Source organism: Flagellimonas yonaguniensis (assembly GCF_029193885.1).
GTDB classification, from domain to species: Bacteria; Bacteroidota; Bacteroidia; order Flavobacteriales; family Flavobacteriaceae; genus Flagellimonas; species Flagellimonas yonaguniensis.
In genome coordinates, this window is record NZ_JARFVB010000001.1 from 670,878 (window position 1) to 696,062 (window position 25,185).

26 protein-coding genes are annotated in these 25,185 nt (G+C 41.7%); 17 read left to right on the forward strand and 9 right to left on the reverse strand.

Annotation, left to right across the window (positions count from 1 at the left end):
• Window positions 1-24: 24 nt before the first annotated feature.
• Window positions 25-1,341, reverse strand: coding sequence for an adenosylhomocysteinase (gene ahcY, locus PY092_RS03025; protein ID WP_275614374.1), 1,317 nt, complete (start codon window positions 1,339-1,341; stop codon window positions 25-27).
• Window positions 1,342-1,415: 74 nt separating this feature from the next.
• On the opposite strand from ahcY, the gene PY092_RS03030 reads away from it, so the two are divergent.
• From PY092_RS03030 to PY092_RS03060, 7 genes are all read left to right on the forward strand, one after another.
• A complete protein-coding gene (locus PY092_RS03030; protein WP_275614375.1) occupies window positions 1,416-2,057 on the forward strand; it encodes a 4'-phosphopantetheinyl transferase family protein in 642 nt (213 codons plus the stop codon).
• A 42-nt stretch (window positions 2,058-2,099) separates the two neighbouring features.
• A complete protein-coding gene (locus tag PY092_RS03035) occupies window positions 2,100-2,360 on the forward strand; it encodes a thiamine-binding protein (protein WP_275614376.1) in 261 nt (86 codons plus the stop codon).
• Window positions 2,344-2,979: a nicotinamide riboside transporter PnuC gene (gene pnuC, locus PY092_RS03040; RefSeq protein WP_275614377.1), complete on the forward strand. Its 636-nt coding sequence runs from the start codon at window positions 2,344-2,346 to the stop codon at window positions 2,977-2,979. Before PY092_RS03035 ends, pnuC begins: the two co-directional genes overlap by 17 nt.
• Window positions 2,940-3,521, forward strand: coding sequence for an ATP-binding protein (locus tag PY092_RS03045; RefSeq protein ID WP_275614378.1), 582 nt, complete (start codon window positions 2,940-2,942; stop codon window positions 3,519-3,521). The genes pnuC and PY092_RS03045 overlap by 40 nt, the downstream gene beginning before the upstream one ends.
• Window positions 3,502-5,037, forward strand: coding sequence for a DUF4301 family protein (locus tag PY092_RS03050; RefSeq protein ID WP_275614379.1), 1,536 nt, complete (start codon window positions 3,502-3,504; stop codon window positions 5,035-5,037). Before PY092_RS03045 ends, PY092_RS03050 begins: the two co-directional genes overlap by 20 nt.
• Before the next feature lie 654 nt (window positions 5,038-5,691).
• On the forward strand, window positions 5,692-5,994 hold the full coding sequence (locus PY092_RS03055; RefSeq protein ID WP_275614380.1) for a hypothetical protein: 303 nt from the start codon (window positions 5,692-5,694) through the stop codon (window positions 5,992-5,994).
• A 131-nt stretch (window positions 5,995-6,125) separates the two neighbouring features.
• Window positions 6,126-7,469 carry a sigma-54-dependent transcriptional regulator gene (locus PY092_RS03060; RefSeq protein ID WP_275614381.1) on the forward strand — a complete coding sequence of 448 codons (1,344 nt, stop codon included), beginning with the start codon at window positions 6,126-6,128 and terminating at the stop codon, window positions 7,467-7,469.
• Here PY092_RS03060 and PY092_RS03065 read toward each other — a convergent pair.
• Complete coding sequence (locus tag PY092_RS03065) at window positions 7,444-9,870, reverse strand: hybrid sensor histidine kinase/response regulator (RefSeq protein ID WP_275614382.1); 2,427 nt, start codon at window positions 9,868-9,870, stop codon at window positions 7,444-7,446. The genes PY092_RS03060 and PY092_RS03065 overlap by 26 nt on opposite strands.
• A gap of 280 nt (window positions 9,871-10,150) precedes the next feature.
• On the opposite strand from PY092_RS03065, the gene PY092_RS03070 reads away from it, so the two are divergent.
• The gene (locus PY092_RS03070) at window positions 10,151-12,400 is read left to right on the forward strand and encodes a TonB-dependent receptor (protein ID WP_275614383.1); all 2,250 of its coding nucleotides are present in this window, start codon (window positions 10,151-10,153) and stop codon (window positions 12,398-12,400) included.
• Window positions 12,401-12,447: 47 nt separating this feature from the next.
• Here the strand turns inward: PY092_RS03070 and PY092_RS03075 are convergent, their stop codons facing one another.
• Window positions 12,448-12,882: a Rieske (2Fe-2S) protein gene (locus PY092_RS03075; protein WP_275614384.1), complete on the reverse strand. Its 435-nt coding sequence runs from the start codon at window positions 12,880-12,882 to the stop codon at window positions 12,448-12,450.
• Between the two features lie 186 nt (window positions 12,883-13,068).
• Between PY092_RS03075 and greA the strand changes: the two genes are divergently transcribed.
• Together greA and PY092_RS03085 are read left to right on the forward strand one after the other, a co-directional pair.
• Window positions 13,069-13,545, forward strand: a complete 477-nt coding sequence (greA, locus tag PY092_RS03080; RefSeq protein ID WP_275614385.1) for a transcription elongation factor GreA — start codon at window positions 13,069-13,071, stop codon at window positions 13,543-13,545.
• A gap of 68 nt (window positions 13,546-13,613) precedes the next feature.
• The gene (locus PY092_RS03085) at window positions 13,614-14,006 is read left to right on the forward strand and encodes an HIT family protein (RefSeq protein ID WP_275614386.1); all 393 of its coding nucleotides are present in this window, start codon (window positions 13,614-13,616) and stop codon (window positions 14,004-14,006) included.
• Here PY092_RS03085 and PY092_RS03090 read toward each other — a convergent pair.
• A complete protein-coding gene (locus tag PY092_RS03090) occupies window positions 13,999-14,349 on the reverse strand; it encodes a hypothetical protein (protein ID WP_275614387.1) in 351 nt (116 codons plus the stop codon). The genes PY092_RS03085 and PY092_RS03090 overlap by 8 nt on opposite strands.
• Before the next feature lie 9 nt (window positions 14,350-14,358).
• Window positions 14,359-15,504, reverse strand: a complete 1,146-nt coding sequence (locus PY092_RS03095) for a sensor histidine kinase (RefSeq protein WP_275614388.1) — start codon at window positions 15,502-15,504, stop codon at window positions 14,359-14,361.
• 121 nt (window positions 15,505-15,625) lie between these two features.
• On the opposite strand from PY092_RS03095, the gene PY092_RS03100 reads away from it, so the two are divergent.
• The gene (locus PY092_RS03100) at window positions 15,626-16,003 is read left to right on the forward strand and encodes a DUF3127 domain-containing protein (RefSeq protein WP_275614389.1); all 378 of its coding nucleotides are present in this window, start codon (window positions 15,626-15,628) and stop codon (window positions 16,001-16,003) included.
• 129 nt (window positions 16,004-16,132) lie between these two features.
• Window positions 16,133-16,759 (forward strand): leucyl/phenylalanyl-tRNA--protein transferase, encoded by a 627-nt coding sequence (gene aat, locus PY092_RS03105; RefSeq protein WP_275614390.1) that lies wholly within the window; start codon window positions 16,133-16,135, stop codon window positions 16,757-16,759.
• On the opposite strand, the gene PY092_RS03110 is transcribed toward aat, so the two are convergent.
• The 3 genes from PY092_RS03110 to PY092_RS03120 are packed head-to-tail and all read right to left on the reverse strand — an operon-like array spanning window position 16,748 to window position 18,552.
• Entirely contained in the window at window positions 16,748-17,431 is a 684-nt protein-coding gene (locus tag PY092_RS03110) for a DUF2490 domain-containing protein (RefSeq protein WP_275614391.1), read from the reverse strand. The two genes, aat and PY092_RS03110, sit on opposite strands and share 12 nt — an antisense overlap.
• Complete coding sequence (locus tag PY092_RS03115) at window positions 17,418-17,999, reverse strand: hypothetical protein (RefSeq protein ID WP_275614392.1); 582 nt, start codon at window positions 17,997-17,999, stop codon at window positions 17,418-17,420. Before PY092_RS03115 ends, PY092_RS03110 begins: the two co-directional genes overlap by 14 nt.
• A complete protein-coding gene (locus tag PY092_RS03120; RefSeq protein ID WP_275614393.1) occupies window positions 17,989-18,552 on the reverse strand; it encodes a DNA-3-methyladenine glycosylase I in 564 nt (187 codons plus the stop codon). The genes PY092_RS03115 and PY092_RS03120 overlap by 11 nt, the downstream gene beginning before the upstream one ends.
• Before the next feature lie 120 nt (window positions 18,553-18,672).
• Here PY092_RS03120 and PY092_RS03125 point away from each other — a divergent pair, with 120 nt between their 5' ends.
• The 5 genes from PY092_RS03125 (at window position 18,673) to PY092_RS03145 (ending at window position 24,481) form a co-directional block, all read left to right on the forward strand.
• The gene (locus tag PY092_RS03125; protein WP_275614394.1) at window positions 18,673-19,359 is read left to right on the forward strand and encodes a TetR/AcrR family transcriptional regulator; all 687 of its coding nucleotides are present in this window, start codon (window positions 18,673-18,675) and stop codon (window positions 19,357-19,359) included.
• A complete protein-coding gene (locus PY092_RS03130; protein ID WP_275614395.1) occupies window positions 19,352-21,019 on the forward strand; it encodes a peptidase domain-containing ABC transporter in 1,668 nt (555 codons plus the stop codon). Before PY092_RS03125 ends, PY092_RS03130 begins: the two co-directional genes overlap by 8 nt.
• 5 nt (window positions 21,020-21,024) lie before the next feature.
• A complete protein-coding gene (locus PY092_RS03135; protein ID WP_275614396.1) occupies window positions 21,025-22,380 on the forward strand; it encodes an HlyD family secretion protein in 1,356 nt (451 codons plus the stop codon).
• Window positions 22,364-23,779, forward strand: a complete 1,416-nt coding sequence (locus PY092_RS03140) for a TolC family protein (protein WP_275614397.1) — start codon at window positions 22,364-22,366, stop codon at window positions 23,777-23,779. The genes PY092_RS03135 and PY092_RS03140 overlap by 17 nt, the downstream gene beginning before the upstream one ends.
• A gap of 81 nt (window positions 23,780-23,860) precedes the next feature.
• Window positions 23,861-24,481, forward strand: coding sequence for a thioredoxin family protein (locus PY092_RS03145; RefSeq protein ID WP_275614398.1), 621 nt, complete (start codon window positions 23,861-23,863; stop codon window positions 24,479-24,481).
• Here PY092_RS03145 and PY092_RS03150 read toward each other — a convergent pair.
• Window positions 24,464-25,183: an energy transducer TonB gene (locus tag PY092_RS03150; RefSeq protein ID WP_275614399.1), complete on the reverse strand. Its 720-nt coding sequence runs from the start codon at window positions 25,181-25,183 to the stop codon at window positions 24,464-24,466. The genes PY092_RS03145 and PY092_RS03150 overlap by 18 nt on opposite strands.
• Window positions 25,184-25,185 lie beyond the last annotated feature (2 nt).

The window sequence follows — 25,185 nt, forward strand, 5'->3', positions numbered from 1 at the left end:
TTTTTTCATATTATATATGGAATCTTAATATCTGTAGTACTCAGGTTTAAAGGGTCCATCAACTTGTACACCGATATAATCAGCTTGCTCTTGGTTCAGCTCCGTCAACTCGGCACCCAAACGGGACAAGTGCAACTTGGCTACTTTTTCATCTAAATGCTTTGGAAGCATGTACACTTCGTTGGCATATTTGTCATTATGGTTCCAAAGCTCTATTTGGGCCAAGGTCTGGTTGGTAAACGAGTTGCTCATCACAAAACTTGGATGTCCTGTGGCACAACCAAGGTTGACCAATCTTCCTTCGGCCAAAATCACTATGTCCTTGCCATCAATGGTGTATTTGTCCACTTGTGGCTTAATTTCGTCCTTGGTGTCACCATAGTTCCCATTCAACCAGGCCATATCGATTTCATTGTCAAAATGTCCAATGTTACAAACAATGGCTTTGTCCTTCAAGGCTCTGAAATGCTCCTTACGGATAATGTCCTTATTCCCTGTTGTGGTAATAACAATATCGGCATTGGGTACTACGGTTTCCAATTTTTTCACTTCAAACCCGTCCATACAGGCCTGTAGTGCACAAATAGGGTCAATTTCGGTAACGGTAACAATGGCCCCAGCTCCACGGAATGAAGCTGCAGTACCTTTTCCAACATCACCATAACCCGCAACAACCACACGCTTGCCTGCTAGCATGGTATCCGTAGCTCTGCGAATGGCATCAACAGCACTTTCACGACACCCATATTTGTTGTCGAACTTGGACTTGGTCACGGAATCGTTCACGTTGATGGCAGGCATGGGCAATGTTCCTTTCTTCATTCTTTCGTACAAACGGTGTACTCCTGTGGTGGTTTCTTCAGAAAGACCTTTTACACCTCCAGCCAATTCAGGATACTGGTCCAAAACCATGTTGGTAAGGTCGCCACCATCATCCAAGATCATGTTCAATGGTTGTCTGTCCTCTCCAAAAAACAAGGTTTGCTCAATACACCAATCAAATTCCTCTTCGGTCATCCCTTTCCACGCATAAACTGGAATACCGGCTGCTGCTATTGCTGCCGCAGCATGGTCCTGAGTGGAAAAGATGTTACAAGAACTCCAGGTCACTTCAGCGCCAAGGGTTACCAAGGTTTCAATCAACACTGCGGTCTGGATGGTCATGTGAAGACAACCGGCAATCCTAGCACCTTTTAGAGGCTGTTGGCTTCCATATTCTTCACGCAAGGCCATTAGCCCTGGCATTTCTGCTTCTGCAAGCTCAATTTCTTTCCTTCCCCAATCTGCAAGAGAGATATCTTTCACTTTATAAGGAACATATGGAATTGTCTTTGTGCTCATACTTTTTATAAATTTACTTTTGTAGCTTCGCTTAAATCGTGCGACAAAGATACGAATTCACTTAACTTTTGCTCATGCCCGTTTACAAAACAATAACAGTTTCCCCCACTACCCAGGCATACATCTGGAAGGTAACCGAGCCAGAGGCTGAACTTTCTAAGGATGTGGAGCTTACGGAGCATTGTCAAAATCGTATGGATGGCATGAAATCCGAGGCACACCGAAGAGCTTTTTTAAGTATCCGCCACCTTATGGCAAAGGCAGGCTATGTGGATCACGACCTGTATTATGATGATTTTGGGAAACCCCACCTCAAGGATGGAAAATATATCTCCATCACTCACTCACACAATTTCACGGGAATCATCATTAGTGAAACCGATGAGGTAGGTATCGATATTGAGATGCAACGAGATAAAATACTGAGGATTGCCCACAAATTCACGCCTATTCAAGAATACAAAACCTTGGCCAATTCTGAAGCGTTGATGCGAAAATTGACCATAGTATGGGGAGCCAAGGAATCCCTTTACAAAATTTATGCACAGCAAGGGCTGAGCTTTTTAAGGCATATCAACGTAATGGACTTTACTTTTGAGGATACCCGAACCGTGGCCGAGATACTGTACAGGGGTCAAAAATCCCATTACGAAATCGAATTTTTGGAGTTTGAAGGTTTTACCTGTGTATATGCTCTCAAAATGATGGGAGGATGATGAATCCTTTTTGTAGTTTTACGTCCTAAATCCGCAATCTCAATGAAAATATCCGTTGAACTGACTTTATCCCCTCTTCAGGATAATTTTGAAGCACCTATCATTGCTTTTATAAAAAAGCTGCGTGATTCGGGACTTACCGTTTTGGAGAATCCGCTGAGTACCCAGGTCTTTGGTGATTATGACAAGGTAATGGAATTGCTCAATTCCGAAATCAAAGAAAGTTTTGAGAATTTGGACCATGTGGTGTTGACCATGAAGGTGGTAAAATCCGACCGAAGCGAGTATGAACCTCATTTTTGATTTTTTCCTCGGGCCTTATGAAGACCGAGAACTATCCCTGATCATTCTTGAAGCCACGGCTTTTTTCTTTGGAATAGCCAGTGTGGTCTATGCCAAAAAGGAAGATATTTTGGTCTATCCTACGGGTTTGGTGGCCACGGTAATAACCACTTACATTTTTCTAGTGGACCAACTTTATGGAGATATGATGATGAACTTCTACTATTCCATTATGAGTATTTACGGATGGTGGAACTGGGCCAGACGAAAGAACAACAGGGAATTGGTGGTGAACATAACCAGGACCAATACCAAGGAGAAATGGGTGGGATTCGGTTTTTTCCTGTTGACCATGTTGGTCACGTATGGTGTTTACAAAGGATTTGGTGCGGAAATAGGTGCCACCAATTACGTAGATATATTCACTTCAGGCATTTTCTTCACGGGAATGTGGTATATGGCCAATAAAAAACTCGAAAATTGGACCCTTTGGATATTGGGTGATTTAATAACCGTACCTTTGTATGCCTATAGAGGATGGGGTATGTTCTCTTTGCAATACCTCATTTTTACTGTTCTAGCGATACAGGGATATCTAGCATGGAAGAAAAACTTGGCCAAGAGCCCACAAACCTCATAAAAGTTGTCCTTTTTGGACCTGAATCCACGGGCAAGACCACATTGTCCAAACAACTGGCGGAACATTTCAAAACCGAATGGGTGCCCGAATATGCTCGAGAATACCTTCAAGATAAATGGGACAGGGAACAAAAAACCTGTGAACCCCACGATTTGTTGCCCATTGCGTACGGACAAATGCGATTGGAGAACCAATTGGCAAAAAAAGCCAATAGAGTACTTATCTGTGACACTGACCTTTTGGAGACCAAAGTGTACTCTGAAGCCTATTACGACAGTACCTGTGATCCACTTATAGAAAAATATGCCGGGAAAAACACCTACGATCTATACTTTTTGACATACATTGATACCCCTTGGGTAGCGGACGATCTTAGGGACAAACCCGATGAAAGAGAACGAATGTTTGTACATTTCAAGGAAGCTTTGGAGAAAAATAACAGGAAATTCATTAATTTAAGAGGGGATAAAGCGTCAAGGCTTTCCATAGCAGTAGAACACATAGAAAAACTTCTCCAAAAACATGATCGAATTAAGTCCTAAAGACTTGGAACAACTGGATTCCAAAGGAATTTCCAAAGAAAAAGTAGCAAACCAAATACAAACATTTAAAGAAGGCATCCCATTTGTGCAACTCTCACAGGCCGCGGTAGTGGGCAATGGCATACTTCGGTTCTCAGAAAAGGAACAGCTGGACCTGCTTCAATATTTTGAGGATAATAGAAAAGATCTCGAATTATTAAAATTTGTGCCTGCCTCAGGTGCCGCATCACGGATGTTCAAGGCAATGTTCAATTTTCTTGACAGTTATGACCCATCAGAAGAAAAACTATCAGAATATATAGAACGTACTGGGGATACCGATGCGAAAAAGTTCACGGAGAACCTTTCTGACTTTCCTTTTCATGAATTGATCATGTCCAGAATAGAGGGCAAAGCCTCCAGTAAGGATGAAGAAGCCTATCTTTTTGTAAAGGAAATGTTGTCGGAAGAAGGGCTTAACTATGGGTTTTACCCTAAGGGACTTTTGCCTTTCCATAAATATGAAATAGGCACGGCAACCCCGTTCGAGGAACATTTAAAAGAAGCTGTGCTCTATGCCAAAACAAAGGGTAAAGCAAACCTTCATTTTACCGTATCGGAGCAGCATGATGAGATGTTTGCCAAGGAAGAAGCGACGGTGGGCCCAAAGATTTCAAAGAAAACGGATACCAATTTCGATGTGTCTTACTCCAATCAAAAACCATCCACCGATACCATTGCGGTGGATATGGAGAACAAGCCATTCAAAAACAGCGATGGTTCCATTTTGTTCCGTCCCGGTGGACATGGGGCACTGATCGAAAACCTGAACGATCAGGATGCCGATATCATTTTCATCAAGAACATAGACAATGTGGTGGTCGATAAAAATTTGGAGACCGTGTCCAATAGCAAAAAAATGTTGGCGGGCGTTCTTAAAAAAGTCCAGGATAAAGCTTTTGCCTATGCCAAACTTTTAGAGGGCGACGTGTCTATTGAAAAAGCCGATGAGATTAAGGCATTTTTGGAAAAAGACCTCAATGTGCGGATGCCCATTAATTATGATGATTTAAGTGTGGCAGAGCAAAAAGCTGTGATCAAGGATAGAATCAACCGGCCCATCCGTATTTGTGGGATGGTAAAGAACGAAGGGGAACCTGGAGGAGGTCCTTTTTGGATCAAGGATGCCAATGGAAGCATTTCCCTTCAAATAATTGAGTCCGCCCAGATTGATATGGATGATAAGGGCCAAGCTGCAATTTTGCAGAATGCAACGCATTTTAACCCCGTGGATTTGGTATGTGGGGTTCGAGACCACAAAGGGAAAAAATTTAATTTGTTGGATTTTGTGGATTCCAAACAAGGTTTCATCACAGGGAAAACCAAAGAAGGAAAGGAGTTGAAGGCATTGGAGCTGCCAGGTTTGTGGAACGGTGCCATGGCTTTTTGGAACACTATTTTTGTAGAGGTGCCTTTGGTGACCTTTAACCCAGTGAAAACAGTGAACGATCTTTTAAAGCCCACGCACCAAGCGTAAATATTTAAAAAACAATGAATTAAACCCGTTACAAAAAAAGTGGCGGGTTTTTTTGTGTCAAGATGTGACCTCCCTTAAAAAAGAGTGTCTAAAAGGTATAGTCAAAACTGTTATTCGATGACATGATTAAATTTTGATGATCCTTACGGGTTGTCGCAACTAGGTTGGTTGATTTGGCGAGAAGGCCGTGCACTCTGTACGGCTTTCTTTTCATAGGATTCGGAAACAGTGGGCAACAACGTAAATATATATGTTATATAAAATAGTCTTGTTCTTTAATCTGGTATCGTTGGCATTGGCCTTGTATATATTGATATCGTACATTAAAAACAAAAATAAGAACAAGAACATGAAGAATCAGGATGATGCTATATAAACACTATCCATGTATTATCCATTTCTGCCAATCTGTACCATGGTCTTTTTTCCTTGTGACCATTAATTGGCAATAATGAGAGGCTGCTTCGGCAGCCTTTCTTGTATAAAATTTACACACCCTGTTTACAGGATTACACACTTTTACCCAATCATTTAAAATGACATAAAAATTAAGTGCTTGATATATAGGTTTTTGCGTGTGCTTGAGTAAAAAAGAATGGAATGGCATTATGTTTTCAGTTAGATAAGCAAGTTTAACAATTAAAATCATATACCATGAAAAATTTAGCTTTAGCAACAGTATTGTCATTTGTAGGAATAACAGCATTTGCCAATGTTGAAACTCCAGAATTGGAAACAAACAACGCCATAGAGATCGTAGTAGGGGATTTTGAGGAAATCGATGTATCTGACCTTCCTTCCGCAGTAACTACTGCAGTAGAAGAGAATTATCCTACTGCTAAAATCGCTAAGGCCTACAAAAACGATGAAGACCAATATAAATTGGATCTTACCCTTGAAGACGGCACTACAGGAACTGTTTATGCCGATGCTGAGGGGAACTGGATTGACATGTAATTAGTTTTATCGCCCCACGGTAGTTAGTTTGGTTTGAAAAGGGCTGCATTTGCAGCCCTTTTTTTGTGATAATTTTATCAAAAACATATAATCTCCAGAGAGGTATGGGCCGTATATTAGATAACTGAGATATGCCCAAAATCCTAATCATTGAAGACGATACGGCGTTCTGTCAAATGCTTCAAAAGTTTTTGACCAAGAATGATTTTGTCGTGTCCATAAGCTATTCCATTAAGGAGGCCGAAGAGCTTCTTGCAAAATCCACTTTTGATATAATTTTGTCAGATGTAAGATTGCCCAAAGGGAACGGTGTGACCTTGCTTCCTCAAGTAAAGCGTGACTCACCAGCGACACAAGTGATTTTAATGACGGGCTATGCCGAGGTGAAAACTGCCGTAAATGCAATTAAAAAAGGTGCTTTTGACTATATTTCAAAGCCTTTTACCCCAGAGCAAATACTTTCCGTGATCAAAGATGCGTTGAACGCCAAAGTGATGGAACCGAAAGCTTCCCGCCACAGTTCAAAATCAAATAATAGACAAGAAAAGCAAGCCGGTTTTTTAAAAGGACAAGGGGAAAAATCAAAAAAACTCGAGCAGTATGTGGAATTGGTTGCCCCTACCAATATGTCCGTTTTGCTCACAGGCGAAAGTGGTACTGGAAAAGAAGTGACCGCCAATGCCATTCATCAAGCCAGTAAAAGAAGAGATCAGCCATTTGTTGCAGTGGATTGTGGAGCCATACCCAAGGAAATTGCCACCAGCGAGTTCTTTGGGCATGTAAAGGGCAGTTTCACAGGGGCGATAGATGATAAAAAAGGACATTTTGAAACGGCCAACGGAGGAACACTCTTTTTGGATGAGGTGGGCAATCTCTCCTATGAGCATCAGGTACAATTGCTCAGGGCCATTCAAGAGCGTAAAATAAAACGTGTGGGCAGTACAAAGGAAATTGAACTGGACATTCGAATCATAGCCGCTACCAACGAAAATCTTTCAGATGCGGCCGAAGAGGGAGAGTTTAGGGAAGATTTGTACCACCGTCTGAATGAATTTTCCATTGAAGTACCTTCCTTAAGGGATAGACAAGATGATATTTTGTTGTTTGCCGATTACTTCTTGGCCAAGGCAAATTCAGAATTGGACAAGAACATATTGGAGTTTTCAGATGAGACCAAAAGAATACTCCAAGATTATGATTGGCCAGGGAACCTGAGGGAAATGAAGAATGTGATCAAAAGAGCTGCTCTTTTTTCTGAAACGGAAACCATGTTTCCAAACGCTTTGGCCGAAGAGGTAATAGAAGGGGCTAATAAACACGAAAAAGCCAATTTTTCTAAATCTGACTATGAGAAGGAGCTGATTTTGAGAGCCTTAAAGCAAACCAATTTCAATAAAAGTAAAGCAGCAAAATTACTTCAGATTACGCGAAAGACACTTTACAACAAAATCAATCAATATCAATTGAATGTTTAGCTAAATATTGTTGGATCTCACTTTCCAGCTTGCTCACAACCACCTTTAGTTCCGAAAGGATATGGAATGCTTTTTCTCCTTTGGCATTATCGGAAATGTTTTCCAAAAGCACCAATAAGGAGATGGCACCTTGTACTTCCATTTGCCGGAACATGGGCAACATTTTATGGGAGGTTGCTCGGATATCATTGTAATCTTTATTGCCAACGGCCGAAAACATGAATTCAAGACTCTTGTTTGTATTCTCCAAAAAGACTTTCAAAACTTCCTGAACAGCACTTGGGTCATCCAAAAAAGGTGAAATATTGCTGAGGGTGAACACGGAAGAATCCGAAGTGGGTATACCATTGGACAGGGTCTTCTTTACCGTCGGTTTCAAGGCCTTTAGCAGGGATTTGGCTGTAAATGGTTTTTGCAGAACATCGGAAAAACCTGAATCCAAGTATTCACTTTTATTGCCGATCTGTTGTCCGGTCATGGCAATAACGGGTTTCTTGTATCCCATGCCTTGGATGGATTTTAGAACAGAGAAACCATTTGCGGAGGGCATTTGAATATCCGTAAGAACAACATCGAATTGGTGGATTTTTGATAGGTCAAAATCATCAAGGCTTGTAAAAGTCGATGTTTTGATGTTGTTTACTTTACAAAGTTCCAGGATAAGGCCGAGCATGTTCTCATCATCATCAAAGACCAAAACGTTGAGTTCCTCTTGTCTGGGAGCAATTTCTTTGGTATCATTTTCATCCGTTTCCGTTTTAGAAAACTCGATGGGAACCTGAACAGTGAAAGTGCTGCCCTTCCCAACCTGACTCTTCAAACTCAAGGAGCCACCCAACAATTTGGTCAACTTTCTGGAAATAGTGAGGCCAAGTCCATATCCAATCTGCTTTTTGTTGGTGGTTTCCCCTGCTTGTATAAACTCTTGGAAGATGGTTTCCTGTTTTTCAACCGGTATTCCCTTACCTGTGTCCTCTATATCTATCCTGGTCCAGATATCCTTTCCTTTTTCCATTGTTTTTGCTGAAACTTTCACATGGCCGGATTCTGTGAACTTAAATGCATTCCCAATGATGTTGGTAAGTATTTGGCGTATTCTAAAAGGATCGTTTTTGATAGGTGTTTTCAAATCTTCGGCTATTTCCAATTGTAGTACAACCTCTTTTTTTGATGGTATTTCTTCGAAATCAACAGCGATTTCCTCTATTAATCGATAAAGGGAGAACGATACGTTGTCCAACTTGATTTTTCCTGCTTCAAGTTTTGAATAATCCAAAAGGTCGGTTACTAAACTATCCACATAGCCCGAAGAGGACTTGATTTTCTTCAGATAGTTCAATTGTTTGGTATTCAAACCGCTTTCCTCGATTAAGTCGGAATACCCACTAATGGTATTTAGGGGCGTTCTTAGGTCGTGACTTACGGTTGAGATGAGCTGTTCTCTACTTTTTAAAAGTGATTCAGCATACTTTTTAGCTTTTTCAAGTTGTTCCCGGTATTGTTGTACTTTCCAGTAATCTTTTGATATCATCAGTGTAAACACAATTACAACTATGAGTCCTAGAATAACCGCTCCTGCAGCCAATCTTGAGCTTTTTTTAAGGGCCCGTTCTTGCTGAAGGTTGTCCAAATAGGCATTTTGGGCCATTTCCTGTTCAAAGTCGGATAAAATACCCCGCATTTTTTGTGATAGTTCAAGGTCGGTCCTGTAAATCTGAAGCTCTTTTTGAAGTACAGTGCGTTCTGTGGTGGCAGTCTCTGTTTTGGCCCTCTCTAAGATGGACTTGGAAATCGCTAAGATAGAGTCGATATTGTTGGCATCCGTATTTCCATGGGAATTCGGGATGTTCTTATTGAGCAGTGCCACATATTCTTTAATTGATTCCTGTGCCTCTGGGGACAATTGATGAAAGTTAGGCGCAAATGTTTCAGGTGTAATTCGCCCCATATCCACTTCCATTTCGTGAAAAGTATCCAAAACCGAATCCAACGAAGCACTTTTTTCATTTTGCACCTTCAGTTTACGCAGTTCGGCATTATTGAAAACCTTTTGTTTTAATAACTCTTGTACACTGTCCAATTTACCGTTGTTGGTTTGAGCAAGTGGTTTCAGGGAGTCGATGAAGCTGTTTATGGAGTCCACTTTTCTCGCATAGGATTTTAAATCCTGGGGCTTTTTGGTCTGCAAGGCCAATTTTGAAAGGTTTTCAGCGTCGTACAGTTGTGTGAGCAATCTGTTGGTTTTCAGTAGTTTTTGGTTGCTATCCCCTTGGTTTTTTACAGAAGCATAGCTTTTGAACTCATTATAGATGAAAAATGCAGCAAGAACGGCCAAAATACCAAGGACAGCATAGCTTAGTATGATTTTAAGGGTAAATCTATTTTTTGATTTAGGGTCCATACCCTTATATACGCAGGCCGTTAGGGGGCACAGTTGTTATCAAAAGTTAAATTTCCCGTTTGTATTTTATGAAAATCAATAATCGCATCTTACATTTGCGGCATCTCAAAGGGGTGCTTTTTACCAAAAAGGCTGAGATTATACCCAAAGAACCTGGGCGGGTAATGCTGCCAAGGGAATGCGCAAGCTGTGCATCTTGGAATTTCTATGTTTCTTTTAGAAACAACAATCAATTATTAACAAAGAATAATGACCCCTTTTATTCGTAACATTTTTACGAATGAAACTCTATTCAATTATTCAAAAAAGAGCCTTTTCCGGCTCATTGCGACCGACGCAAAACAACCATCGGAATTACATTAAAAAGGCATGTGCCACAATGGCTCTTTTTGGCTTTGTGTTGACCGCCAGTGCCCAAGAGGAAATCATTGACAGTCTTGAGGGGAAAAAAGTGGTGTTGGATGAAGTATTGGTACAGGCCGTTAGGGTAACCAAAGATTTCCCCATTACTTTTTCCGATTTGGACAAAGTGGAACTGGCCCCGCGTAACTTGGGACAGGACGTACCCATCTTGATGAACTTTATGCCAGCTGTGGTCACGACCTCAGATGCTGGTGCCGGTGTAGGTTACACGAGCATTCGAGTTCGTGGTAGCGATGCCACAAGGGTAAATGTGACCATCAACGGTGTTCCCTACAACGACGCTGAATCACAGGGAACTTTTTGGGTGAACATGCCCGATTTTGCTTCCTCCACACAAAGTTTGCAGTTGCAGCGTGGTGTGGGAACTTCCACCAATGGTGCGGGAGCCTTCGGGGCAAGTTTGAACATGCTCACGGATGCCTTTTCAAAAGAAGCTTATGCTCGAATTTCATCTTCCGTGGGAAGCTTCAATACCTTGAGGAACAATGTGAAGTTCAGTACAGGATTGATGAATGACCATTTTGAATTTTCTGGACGATTGTCACGGGTTACTTCAGATGGTTATGTGGACAGGGCAGCTTCAGAATTGGATGGCTATTTCCTCCAAGGTGTTTACAATGATGACAATACTTTGATCAAAGCTTTGCTTTTTGGCGGGCACGAAGTTACCTATCAAGCGTGGAACGGAATTACAGCAGACCAATTGGAAGATAACCGTACATATAATTCCGCAGGAGAGTATACCGGTAATAATGGCAATACCCAATACTACGATAATGAGGTCGACGATTACAAGCAAGACCACTTTCAATTGCACTGGTACGAAACCTGGAGTTCCGATTGGGATACCCATTTGGCGGTGCACTACACCCCTGGTCGAGGCTTCTTTGAGCAATATAGGGAGGATGACGATTTTGCAACCTATGGTCTGGAGCCTATCACGGTAAATGGTGATTTGGTGGAGACCACAGATTTGATACGCCGCAGATGGTTGGACAATGATTTTTACGGAACCATTTTTTCAGCAACGTATAACAGCGACAACTTGGAACTGATTATGGGAGGTGGTTATAACGAGTACAAAGGAGATCATTTCGGTGAGATTATCTGGGCCGAGTATGCCAGCAACAGCGAAATCAGGGACAGATATTATGATGATACCTCCACCAAAACGGATTTCAACGTATACACCAAGGCCAATTATAAGTTGACTGACCAATGGTCTCTATTTGGGGATGTGCAATACCGTGGCGTTACCTACGAGGCCAACGGTAATGATACAGGTCTGGTGGATGATTCATTCAACTTTTTTAACCCAAAAGCTGGGGTCACGTTTGATTTGAACCGCAACAACAATTTTTATTTCTCATATGCAAGGGCCAACAGGGAACCTAATCGCAACGATTACGAAAGTGGAAGCCCAAAACCTGAAAAGCTCAACGATTTTGAATTGGGATGGCGATATGTTTCCCCGAGTTTTCAGTTGAATACCAATGTGTATTACATGCGCTATAAAGATCAGTTGGTCTTGACAGGGGAATTGAACGATGTGGGTGCTCCGCTACGATCCAATGTAGGGGACAGTTACCGATTGGGTCTCGAAATCGAAGCGAATATCGACATTTCAAATTCGTTCCGATGGAGACCAAATATCGCCTTGAGCGATAACAAAAATCTTGATTTCTATTTTGAAAGGGACGGGATCCTTCAAGATTTGGGGAATACAAACATAGCCTATTCACCAGAATTGATTGCTGGCAATATCATTTCCTATATGCCCAATGCCAACTTTCAAGTGTCGTTGCTGTCCAAATTTGTGGGTAAACAATATATGGGGAACATCGATTCCGAGACTTCCGTTTTGGATAGTTATACACAGACTGATTTCAATATTCAGTACACCATCAATATGAACTCTTTTATAAAGAGTATTGAATTATCAGGTCTGGTAAATAACATTTTTGATTCGGACATTGTCTCCAACGGATATTTCTACACCTTTGATGATGATTATTCCAATCCAGGAACCATTACGACAATCGAAGGTGCTGGATACTACCCGCAAGCTGGAATCAATTTTTTGATAGGGGCAACAGTTAATTTTTGATGATACTCAGATAAGGGTTCTGTGTTAATCGCAGGACCCTTGATGTATCAATTGGAAATTATAACAGAGTTCCCGCTTTGGGTGGCCCTATAAGGAAGAAGGCCATAATATCTATTTCCATCATCTGGCGTATTCCATAACTGTCCAGTAGTAAGTTCATAGGTATAGTCTTCGCAACTACAGACCACATTTTGCCCATCAATCGACATGGTGGAACAATTGTTGGGGGCGTGATTGGGACAACTGGCTTCCCAAGCCATAAAACCCGATCCGGTATTGATGACAAACGCCCCGCGAGTGCCTACACCGGTATTCCCCACATAAATTGGATTCAAAGGGTATTGTAGGTCGTTATATAACGGAAGGTTCAAATTAAGCTCAAATCGAAAACTGGCGTCGGGCAAGTAGGGATTTCCATAGGAGGTATCCGAGCTGCAAGACAAAATAAGCGCCAGAATCACAATGGCCCAGAAGTGCTTCATAGTCAATGTTTGAATACGTTTCTTGGACAAAGTTGATGAAAATTTACCTATATTTGCGTTAAATCCTCGCAAAAATACCATGCAGGTCATTGGTATAGTTGAGGATTTTTCTATTTGTAGCGAAAGAGCACATTGGGGAAATTTTTTGATTTTCTTCAATGCCCCTTTGTATTAAAAATTAACGATATGAGCAAAGTTTCTTACTATACACCCGAAGGATTAAAGAAGTTAAGGGACGAATTGAATCACTTAAAAGATGTGGAGCGCCCCAAAGCCTCCCAGGCCATTGCCGAAGCAAGGGACAAAGGCGATCTTTCCGAGAACGCAGAATATGACGCGGCCAAAGAAGCCCAAGGTCTGTTGGAAATGAAAATTTCCAAAATGGAGGAAACCCTGGCCAATGCCCGTTTGATTGATGAATCGCAATTGGATACGTCCAAAATCTTGGTGCTTTCCACCGTCAAACTTAAAAATCAGGCCAATGGTATGGAAATGAAATATACCTTGGTGGCAGAAAGTGAGGCAGACCTTAAAACAGGTAAGATTTCCGTGACATCCCCCATTGGAAAAGGATTATTGGGAAAAGAAGTTGGCGATGTGGCTGAGATCAAGGTGCCCAACGGAACCCTGAAATTTGAAATTTTAGAGATCACACGAGAGTAACAGTAACTAAATTGGTTATATTTAATCCCGTTGAAAAACGGGATTTTTTATTTTAAAACCGAATCAAAATGGCCAGTATATTCACTAAAATCATCAATGGGGACATACCTTCATACAAAATTGCAGAGGATGATGACAACTATGCTTTTTTGGACATCAACCCAAATTCCAAAGGACATACCTTGTGCGTTCCAAAAAAAGAGGTGGATAAGATCATGGACCTTGATGAGGAATCTTATACAAAACTGATGGCTTTTTCAAGAAAAGTGGGACTTGCCATAGAAAAGGCTGTGCCCTGTAAACGTGTGGGAATGTCGGTAATAGGATTGGAAGTGCCCCATGTGCATGTACATCTTATACCACTTCAAAGTATGGCCAATGCCACATTTCAGCATAAGGAAGAATTGACCAAAGAGGAGTTCGAAAGTGTTGCCGAACAAATCCGGTCCTGTCTTAATTAAAGCCTTCTAGGTAAAAATACACACCAGCCGCCACCAAACATAGTATCAAAACAAGAATAATAAAGAAAAGCATCGTAAACCGTACGGCAGTTCTGTCCGGTTTAACTAGTTTATTGTAGTATTCAAAAACCCGCTCAATATCGGGTGTCCAGTCCACAGGATAAATGATCGATCTGCATTTTTTACATTTTATTTCATTGGTGACCACACCTGTGATCCTGTGGTACAGTGCGTTAAAAGTGTGTTTTTGGTAAAACGTAATCTTAAGTTCCTGATTAAAACATTTAGGGCAGTTGTTGGTAATATCAGCTTCTTGGATTACAAGTTGTTTTTCCTTGGCCATAATTCCATTTTATAGTGCTCGTAGGGAAATCTGCATGATAGTTCCTTCTTTACTGGACGAAAATACTTTAATTTTTCCTTTATGGTACTCCTCAACGATTCTTTTTACCAACGAAAGCCCTAATCCCCAGCCTCTTTGTTTGGATGTGACCCCCGGATTGAAAATGTTTTGAAAATCACTTTTGTGTATGCCGTGGCCGGTATCCGATACCAGAATATGGATGTTTTGTCCCTTTTTTTCAATTTGGATGGCAATGTTGCCCTTGCCCTTCATGGCATCGATACCATTTTTAACAAGGTTTTCAATGCTCCAGTTGTACAAGGGAGGGTTCATCAGAACACGGGCCTCCTCAACATTGGAGCTAAAGGAAAAATGTACCAATTTGGAACTGCGTTGCTTTAGGTAGTCGTAAGCTTTTTTGGTTTCGGCCACGATATCGTGTTCCCGTAATTCGGGAACCGAGCCAATTTTTGAAAAGCGCTCTGTAATGGTTTGCAAACGGTCAATGTCCTTTGCGATCTCTTGGGTGACTTCGGGGTTGATGTTCTCCGATTTCAACAGTTCGTTCCATCCCAAAAGAGAGGTAAGGGGCGTGCCTATTTGATGTGCCGTTTCCTTGGCCATGCCTGCCCAGAGCTTGTTCTGTTCCGATGCCTTGTTGGTACGGAAGAAAAAGAAGATCACTGCTCCGAACAAGAAAATAATCAATAGTAGTGCCAGTGGATAATATTTTAATTTATTCAATACTTCGGAGTTGCCGTAGTATAAGGTTTCCAATAGTTCCTCTTCCTGTATGATTTCTATGGGGTCGTTTTCATTCCTGAACTGCGCGATTTTTTTTTGGATGTATGCGCTGTCCGCAACTTTGTCTTCGGGAATGTTGTGGGTTTTGTACGATCCCTCTTCGTTAACCAAGATCATGGGGGTCGAGGTGTTGTTGCCCAGCACTTTTAGGGTAAGGTTGCCCAGTTCCTGATCTACTGAGGATTGAATCAGTTCCAACTGGGCCGTGGCCCATATTTCCATTTTAAGGCGTTCCTCCTCTTTGAATTTTTTAAAAAAACTATTGGTGTTCCATAAAATAAGACTCACAATGATGAATGCCGAAATCAGCATTATAATATTGGAAGTTTTCCTTTTTGGACTAAAGTTCATTGGCGGTCAAATTCTTTTTAAAGATAGGTAATTGGAAAACATGTTGATAGTTAGTTGAAATAACGGATGCCATTGGATTTCATTTTATGTACTTTTGATTTTCAACAAAAATTAACATTGCATGGAAGTTCAGGGAAGAATCAAAATGATAGATGAAACCAAAACATACGGTAACAACGGTTTCAGAAAAAGAGAGGTGGTCGTAACTACCGAAGAACAATATCCACAACATATATTGGTTGAGTTTGTGCAGGATAAATGCGATTTGCTGAATAACTACAGCGTAGGGCAAATGGTAAAGATCAGCATCAATTTAAGAGGAAGGGAATGGGTTAACCCTCAAGGAGAGACCAAATATTTTAATTCCATCCAGGGATGGAGAATCGAGAACCTGCAGTCCGAACCTGCTGCGGACAATATGCCTCCCGTTCCACCAATGGAAGCTTTTGAGCCTGCGGACGACCTTAACGAGGAAGATCATGATGATTTGCCTTTTTAATTGAGCTGAGCAGCATATAGAAATAGAATTAACAAAGAAAATCCGAACTTAAAGTTCGGATTTTCTTGTTTTAAACCGGATTTGTATTTTTAGGAAAAATTATCATTGCAACACACACCTTTACATTTTTTGAACAAGAAACTGGAGTTTCCTCCTGTAGATACCGCTAGTGAAGATGGTTTACTAGCTGTAGGGGGCGATTTATCTCCTGAAAGATTGTTGTTGGCCTACAAAAATGGCATTTTCCCTTGGTTCAATGATGATTCCTTGATTCTTTGGTGGGCACCGGACCCGCGGATGATTCTACATCCCAATAAAGTCAAGGTTTCCAAAAGCATGCGAAAAGTGATTCGCGATGGTGCTTTTACCCTAACCAAGAACACGTGCTTTGAACAGGTAATGGACTATTGCGCCCAGATTGAGCGAAAAGGCCAGGACGGCACATGGATAACGCCGGAAATGAAGACAGCCTATATGAACTTGTACAAAAAAGGGCATGCGAAGTCATTCGAAGTTTGGGAAGATGGTGAACTCGTAGGTGGATTGTACGGTGTTGATTTGGGCCATGTTTTCTGCGGAGAGAGCATGTTCAGTTTACGGCCAAATGCATCGAAATTCGCATTCATAGAAATGGCGCGGGAATTTGGGGAAAAAGGATACAAAATCATCGATTGCCAAGTCCATACCGATCATTTGGAGAGCATGGGTGCTGAACTCATTCCACGAAAAGACTTTTTAGAGATCTTACAACGATAATTGCACGCTTGTCAATATGAAAAGAATGTTTTGTGGCAGGTTGGAGTTATAATCTTCCATTCTATATTCCATTCCCATTTGAAATTTGACCCCTACATTTAGTTGCCAACCTATCTGTGCAGAAAGTCTTGTGTCATACTGTGGGGCATTGTCTTTGGCCACACTCAAAAGATTTTCAAAACTGCCCACAAAATAGGGTTCCCCAAGGTCTACTTCTTCGCCCATTAAAGGGAAGTCCATGGCAAAGCGATAACGAAATCTGTGAATGGTAAGCGAGTTGGTAATGCGTTCCTCGGTTCGTACCCTGTGTCCAAAACGTACAGCCAAGGGCTTATGGGTAATGTTGTACTGTTGGGTAAGTCGCAGTTCATTTTCCTTGTGCTCAAAATTGCTTCTGAATCTGTACTGGATTCCCAAGGCAATACTTTGGTTGTCCCTTATTTTAAGTTTGGAAAAGTGGGCAAGATCCAACTGCCTTCCTTTTAAGGTAAGTTCCTCATCATCATAGATGTAATTTCGGTTGGCCACGGAAAAATTGTGTGAGTACGTACCAGCGACCCTGTAATTGACGGCAATTTGTGGTTGCCAATAACCAGTAAGGTTTTCTTGGGCGTGAACGTTGCCCATCAATAATAAAAGGAAAAAAAATGGAAACCACTTAGTAGAGTACATGGTCATAACTTGGTGGGAAAGATTTGCGAAGACGTATCAGTTGCCCTTCTGAGTCGAAAAGGGCTTCATATTCTTGGAACTCTTTGTCTTTTTTGGCAGAAAACACCAATTCGTACTTTACTTCAGGTAAGATCAGGTTTTGAAAAGCATTGTGTAAGGTTTCTTCTGTGGTCTGCCCCTCTTGAATGGAATATTGTTGCTGCATTTTTTTTACCCGGGGCTTTGCATGATTTTTCTCGAGGTAATACATGATGGAGGCCCAAGTATCATTTGGAATGTCCCTTTCCTTTATTTTGAATTCCACATCTTCCAAAGAACCATTTTTGTTGAACTCCACGCTGTAGTGCAACCTTCCTTTTTTAAACTTTGCCTCGAAAGTTTTTTTGGCGCTGTCCGTTTCTTGGTAAAAACGTACCCTTTTGGCATCTTCCAAATAATCCTGAATCAGCGAATAGGATTTGTTTGGAAACTCATCTTTGTCTATTCGGGATTCCCGCTCGTACTTGTTTTGCGCATGGGATATCTGCACAATGCCAAGAAGCAATAAAAGAATGAGATTACACTTCATGGTACCTAAAACAGTTCACTTCGTGATCGTTTACCATGCCCGTCGCTTGCATATGGGCGTAAATTACTGTGCTTCCCACAAACTTGAATCCTCTTTTTTTCAAATCTTTGCTGATGGTATCCGATAATGCTGTTGTGGCCGGAGCATTTTTATAGTTTGCCCATTCATTTTTGATGGGTTCATTATCCACAAAGCCCCAAATATATTTGCTAAAGCTGCTAAATTCTTTCTGAATTTCCATAAATGCTTTTGCGTTGGAAACCGTAGCGTTTACTTTTAATTTGTTTCTGATGATGCCAGGGTCTTGCAAGAGCATGTTAATCTTGGATTGATCGTAGTTGGCAATCTTTTTATAGTCAAAATGATCAAATGCCTTCCTGAAATTTTCACGTTTTCTTAATACGGTAATCCAGCTCAGGCCTGCCTGGAAGGTCTCCAAAATCAAAAATTCGAATAAGGTGGCATCGTCCTTTACGGGAACGCCCCATTCCTCGTCGTGATAGGCCTCGTAAAGGGTGTCGCCTACGCACCACCCACATCTGTGTTTGTCCATAACCATCCGTTTTGCATCAAAAATAAGGGAAAAACACAAGAGTTAATTGAAAGTTAAAGTGTTACAGTTTAATAGTAATACTTTTATATTCGCGAGATTGAGTTTTAAAAGTGGTGTAAAATGGATTTATTGATGCAATCCCTTAAAATAGGAGTGAACGAAAAGCTTTATATAAAAGACCCCGAGTCTTCGACCTTGGGCAAGAACATTGTTGAGCAAAGTATCTTGATGATCGATGAAATGGGGTTTGAAGGTTTCACATTTAAGAAATTGGGTGTGGAAATCAATTCCAATGAAAGTTCCATTTATCGCTATTTTGAGAATAAACATAAGCTGTTGCTCTATTTGGCCACTTGGTATTGGGGGTGGATGGAATACCGCATGGTGTTTGCCACAAATGGTATCTCCGACCCTATGAAAAAATTGGAAAAGGGAGTTGAGATTCTTACTCAAAATGTGGAGGAGGACAGTTCCATAACGCATGTGAACGAAGTGGTCTTGAATAGGCTCATCATCAATGAATATTCAAAATCCTATTTGGTCAAAGAAATCAACCAAGAAAGCAAGGATGGCTATTTTGTCGTCTGCAAAAGATTGGTCAACCGTTTGAGTGATATGATTTCGGCTGTGGACGAAAACTATGCCTATCCCATAAGCTTGGCCAGCAATGTGCTGGAGGGTTCATTGCATCAGCATTTTTTAAAAACACATTTCCCAACACTTACAAACTGTAACGAAAAAGTTACCCCTACGGAATTTTTTACGGATCTCATATTCCGGACACTAAATAAAAAAGAGAATGGCTAAACCAATACTTACAGCATGGCAACGGCTTATGGGGCTGCTTGCCTTGGATAAAAAAGACATTTTTCAAATATTCTACTACGCCATTTTTGCGGGATTGGTCAATCTGTCCCTTCCTTTGGGAATACAGGCCATAATCAATCTTATACAAGGGGCCAGGGTAAGTACATCATGGATTGTTTTGGTGGTATTGGTTACCCTTGGGGTAGCGTTTGTCGGTGTGCTCCAGTTGATGCAGATACGGATTATTGAGAACCTCCAACAGAAAATTTTCACAAGGTCCTCGTTTGAGTTTGCCTATCGTTTTCCAAAAATAAAAATGAGCGAACTCCGGTATTATTACCCCCCAGAGTTGGCCAACCGCTTTTTTGATACCCTTACCGTGCAAAAATCCTTGTCCAAGATTTTGATCGATTTTCCCGCGGCATTGTTGCAGATAGTGTTTGGTTTGTTACTACTTTCTTTTTATCATCCATTCTTTATTATTTATGGGTTATTGCTGCTCTTGCTCATATACATTGTGTTCAAGTTTACGGCGCAAAGAGGATTGGATACCAGTCTGGACGAGTCAAAAATCAAATATAAGGTGGCACATTGGGTGCAGGAAATTGCCCGTTCCATCATCAGTTTCAAACTTTCGGGAAAAACTTCCCATGCCTTGGACAAAAACGACACCTTGGTCGATGAGTATTTGGAGGCTAGGGAAAGTCACTTTAGGGTCTTGGTACTGCAATTCATCCAAATGATTGGCTTTAAGGTCTTGGTTACAGCAGGCTTGTTGTTGATTGGCGGTCTGTTGGTCTTGGATCAGCAGATGAACATAGGTCAGTTTGTAGCTGCTGAAATCATCATTTTATTGGTCATCAGTTCAGTTGAAAAAATGATTTTGGGCCTTGAAACGGTTTATGATCTTTTGACTTCCTTGGAAAAAATGGGTCAGGTGGTGGATAAGGAACTGGAACCCCAAACCGGGGAGACGCCATTCAAGGAGGACGAAGGTTTGATTGTGGAGCTCGAGGATATCGTTTACAAAGTTCCAGGACTGGAAAAGAAGATCATAGACCATTTGTCGCTCACTATTAAACCGGACACCAAGTTGTTGGTGCAAGGAAAAAGTGGTTCGGGAAGATCCACACTTTTACGGATGATGGCGGGCATTCTTGAGCCTGATGAAGGAAAAATCTACGTGAACAATGTATCGCTCCAGGGTGTGAAATTGAGTCAATACAGATCATATCTGGGGCATTCCCTTAACGAGGAATATCCATTCGAGGGAACCCTGCTGGACAATATCACTTTTGGTAACAAGGACATTCCCATGGAAGATGTGTATTGGGCCTTGGAAAAAGTAAGTCTTACAGAATTTGTGAAAGAACAGCCCCAAGGTCTGAAAACCATCCTATATCCCGAAGGGAAAAAAATCCCTGATTTCATTTCCAGAAAAATAGTGTTGGCCCGAAGTATTGTGACAAGACCTAAACTCATGATTCTTAAAGATCCCTTGGAGCAATATGATGAGGAGGGCACAGAACGGATGATGGATTTCTTGACCGACCCAGCCAATGGATGGGCTTTGGTGGTAGTCAGTGAAAACCCAAAATGGACAAGTCGCTGCAATCAAGTCATTCGGATGGAAAAAGGTAGATTGATCAACGTAAAATAAAGTTCATGCTCAATATTTCTTCAAATAATAAATTGAACGATAAAGTAGACCTTACAGGTTACGAGGCGGGCAAAAAGGTCTTCCACAAAAGGCACTATAAGCAATTCAATCGCTTTTTGGCGGCTTTTTCCATCATTGTGCTTTTCATGATGTTTCTCCCATGGACCCAGAACATTTCCGGTAGAGGATATCTTACTACTTTGACCCCCGATCAGAGACCGCAAACCATCCAATCACCGATTCCTGGGCGTATCGAGAAGTGGTTTGTTAGGGAAGGGGATTATGTCGAAAAAGGTGATACTATTCTGCATATCTCAGAGGTAAAAAGTGAGTATTTCGACCCCGATCTAGTAGAACGCACCGGACAGCAAATTAAGGCCAAATCGATGTCCGTAACATCATACCAAGAAAAGGTAAAAGCCTTGACCCAGCAAATAAGTGCCCTGCGACAAGAGCGTGGACTAAAGTTGGAACAGGCCAGAAACAAACTGGTACAGTCCGAGTTAAAGGTTAAAAGCGATAGTATTGATCTTGAAGCGGCGAAGACCAACATCACAATTGCCGAACGCCAGTATGATCGTACAGAAAAACTGCAACAGGAAGGATTGAAGGCCGTGACCGATGTAGAAGAAAAGCGGTTGAAGTTACAGGAGACCCAAGCAAAACTCATAAGTCAAGAGAACAAATTGTTGAGCAGTAAAAACGATGTCATCAATGCGCAAGTGGAGATCAACAGGGTGCAAGCAGCGTATACCGATAAGATTTCCAAAGCGCAGAGCGACCTCTATTCGGCCCAGTCCAATCAGTTTGACTCCGAAGCACAGGTCACCAAACTGGAGAACCAGTACACCAATTACGAGATGAGGAGCAATATGACCTACATACGAGCTCCCCAAAATGGATATATTACAAAGGCCATTAAGTCTGGAATAGGTGAAACCTTCAAAGAAGGAGCACAATTGGTAGGTATAATGCCCTCGGATTATGATATAGCCGTGGAAACCTATGTAGACCCGATAGATCTTCCATTGATCCATTTGGACGAAAAAGTGCGTATCCAGTTCGATGGTTGGCCCGCTATCGTATTCAGTGGTTGGCCCAATGTTTCCTACGGAACATTTGGAGGTAAAGTGGTCGCTATTGAAACGTTCATCAGTCCCAATGGGAAGTATCGTGTGTTGTTGGCCCCAGATGAGGAAGAAGCGCCATGGCCCAAAGATCTTCGTGTAGGTTCCGGCGCAAGTACCATGGCTTTATTGGAAGATGTTCCAATTTGGTTCGAGTTGTGGCGACAATTGAACGGTTTCCCACCGAATTATTATCAACCCCAAAACACCAGTGCAAATGCTGCGAAGAAATAGAAGCCTGCTTTTATTTTGTACCCTCTTTTTCTTTTCTGTGAACCTGTTTTACGCACAGCAAGATTCCTTGGTGCTCGGGTTTAAAGAGTATTTGGGTTATGTGAAAAAATACCATCCCGTTGCCAAACAGGCCCAGTTGAACATAGCCATGGGTCAGGCCAACTTGATGAAGGCGCGGGGAGGTTTTGATCCTAAAGTGGAAGTGGATTACGATAGGAAAGAGTTTAAAGGAACCGAATATTGGGACCGACTGAACGCCACCTTCAAGATTCCGACATGGTTCGGTATTGAATTGAAAGGAAATTTTCAGCAGAATGAAGGCTATTATCTGAACCCCGATGAAACCTTGCCCGAAGATGGCCTCTACAGTGCGGGGGTGTCCATGTCCATTTTGCAGGGATTTTGGATCAATGAGCGCATGGCCACCCTGCGAAAGGCCAAATTGTTCAGGGAGCAGACCAAGGCCAATCAGGATTTACAGGTCAACCAAGTATTGTACAACGCTTCGCTTGCCTACTTTGATTGGTTAAAAGCATACAGGGATGCCGAGGTGTACAAGGATTTTTTGGATAATGCCGAAATTCGTTTTCAGGGAATCAAGGAAAGTGCCCTTGCAGGCGACATTGCAATGATTGATACCGTAGAAGCAAAAATTGCCGTTCGGAATAGGGATTTAGGGTATCAGCAGGCAAAAGTAAAACTGATGAAAAAGTCACTGGAGCTCAGCAATTTTTTATGGATTGAGGACGTGCCCGTGGAGCTTCAACCAGGCATACAACCCAATATGGAACCAGAGATGGACATCAACACAACTTTGGAAATAGAGGGTGTGCCCTTGGACAGTTTCAATTTGGAAACCCATCCTAAACTAATGTCCTTGGACTATAAAATTGAAGGGTTGACAGTGGACAAACGTTTAAAAGCGAATAAACTACTGCCCAAACTCAAGGCAGAATACAATTTTGTCACAGAAACCCCCGAGTTGATGAATTCCTTTGTTACCGAAAACTACAAGGCAGGATTGAGTTTTCAAATGCCCATATTCCTTCGGAAGGAGCGTGGGGATTTAAAACTGGCGAAGTTCAAGCTCAGGGATGCGGAATACGAAAGGGACAATGCCCAAGTGGAAATACAGAACAAGGTCATCGCTATTTATAACGAACTGGATTCCTTCACTGAACAGAACCAATTGATTGCCAATATCGTAAAAGATTACACAACGATGTTGCAAGCTGAGGAGCGAAAGTTCAGTTTTGGGGAGAGCTCCCTCTTCTTGATCAATTCCAGGGAAAGCAAACTCATTGATGCCTACCTGAAACAGAACGACATACAGAACAAGTATTTTTATACTAAGGCCATGCTGTTCAAGAGTTTGGCCATCAACCCAAAAACATTGTAAGGAAAAGGTTGTAAAAACAACCAATGACAAAAGTCACCTAATAGGAAGATTGTCCGCGGTACTTTTGCAAAAACATTTTTTATGGAAGTATTGGAGCAAAATAGATTGGAAATAGTTCAGGAGTACATTGAAAAAGCGATGGATTATCCAAGATACAGTGAGTTGGTGCGTCAACTTGCCAAAACTGGTAAGACCACTGGACCCAATCAGTCCGAAGTTATGGTCAACTATACCAAATTAGGCGACCGACGAATGGCTCGTTGGGAGAAAACTTTCAAGATTCCCGAGGATATTCAACAAAAATTGGAATCTCTGGAAAAGGATTTGGTGTTTTTGGCACTAACGGAAAGTTGGTGTGGGGATGCGGCTGCCAGTTTGCCCATCATCAACAAAGTGGCCGAAACAAGTCCAAATATTGCTCTAAAAGTTGTTCTGCGGGACGAAAGTGTTGATTTGATGGATACGTTCCTTACCAACGGTGCCCGTTCCATTCCCAAAGTCATTGTTTTGGACAAAACCAAAAACGAAATTGTAGGAGAGTGGGGGCCAAGACCAAGCATTGCCACCCAAATGGTGGAAGATTGTAAAAGAGAGCATGGAAAATTGACCGATGAGTTCAAACAAGAACTTCAGGTTTGGTATAATAAAAATAAAGGCGAAAATATTCTGGAGGATATCTTGGAATTACTTGCTCTGGAATAGATAGGTGATCGTTCCGATTTGCGATGCCTTGGAATCTGAGTTGAAACGTGCCTTTAATGCATAGGCAATGGCATTGTCCACCAAACATCCGTTACTGGTTCCAGAGCTTTTATCATTAAAAGTGGCTTCGGTTACATAGCCATTGCTGTCCACGGTTATATTCACAACGACTTTTCCCCCCTCAATACAGGTGTAAATCGGAGGAGGAAGATGGTATGCGTTTCTATCCACCAAAGAGTAGGAAATGGAGGTGCGCTTATCTTTTAGGTAATCGGTAAACTCTTCTTTTTGGGCATCACGTTCGCCCAATTTTTCCTTTTTCTCATCACGTTGGGCACGTAATTGTTTCAATTGCTCTTCAAAAGCGGAATTATCGGCATATTCCCCGGTTTCACTGCTCAAGGCTCTTTCTTCCATGAGCTCTTCCAAAGTTTTTAGAGGTTCTGGATTCCCCACACTGGGTTTTGCAGTTTGATTGACTGCCATGTGGCTTTTAATGGGATCGTTGGCGGCTTGCATTTCCTCCAATCGTTGCTCTTCCTCTTCGAGAAGTTCTTCGATATCCTCATCGGCCAAGCTCATTTCAATGACATACTCATCCTCTTGTATGCCCCCTAAGTGAATATTGAAAAGCAATAAAATCACTATGGACATAGCGAAGAAAGTGATCAAAAGTGATAACTGGCTCTTATTTAAGTTCATGG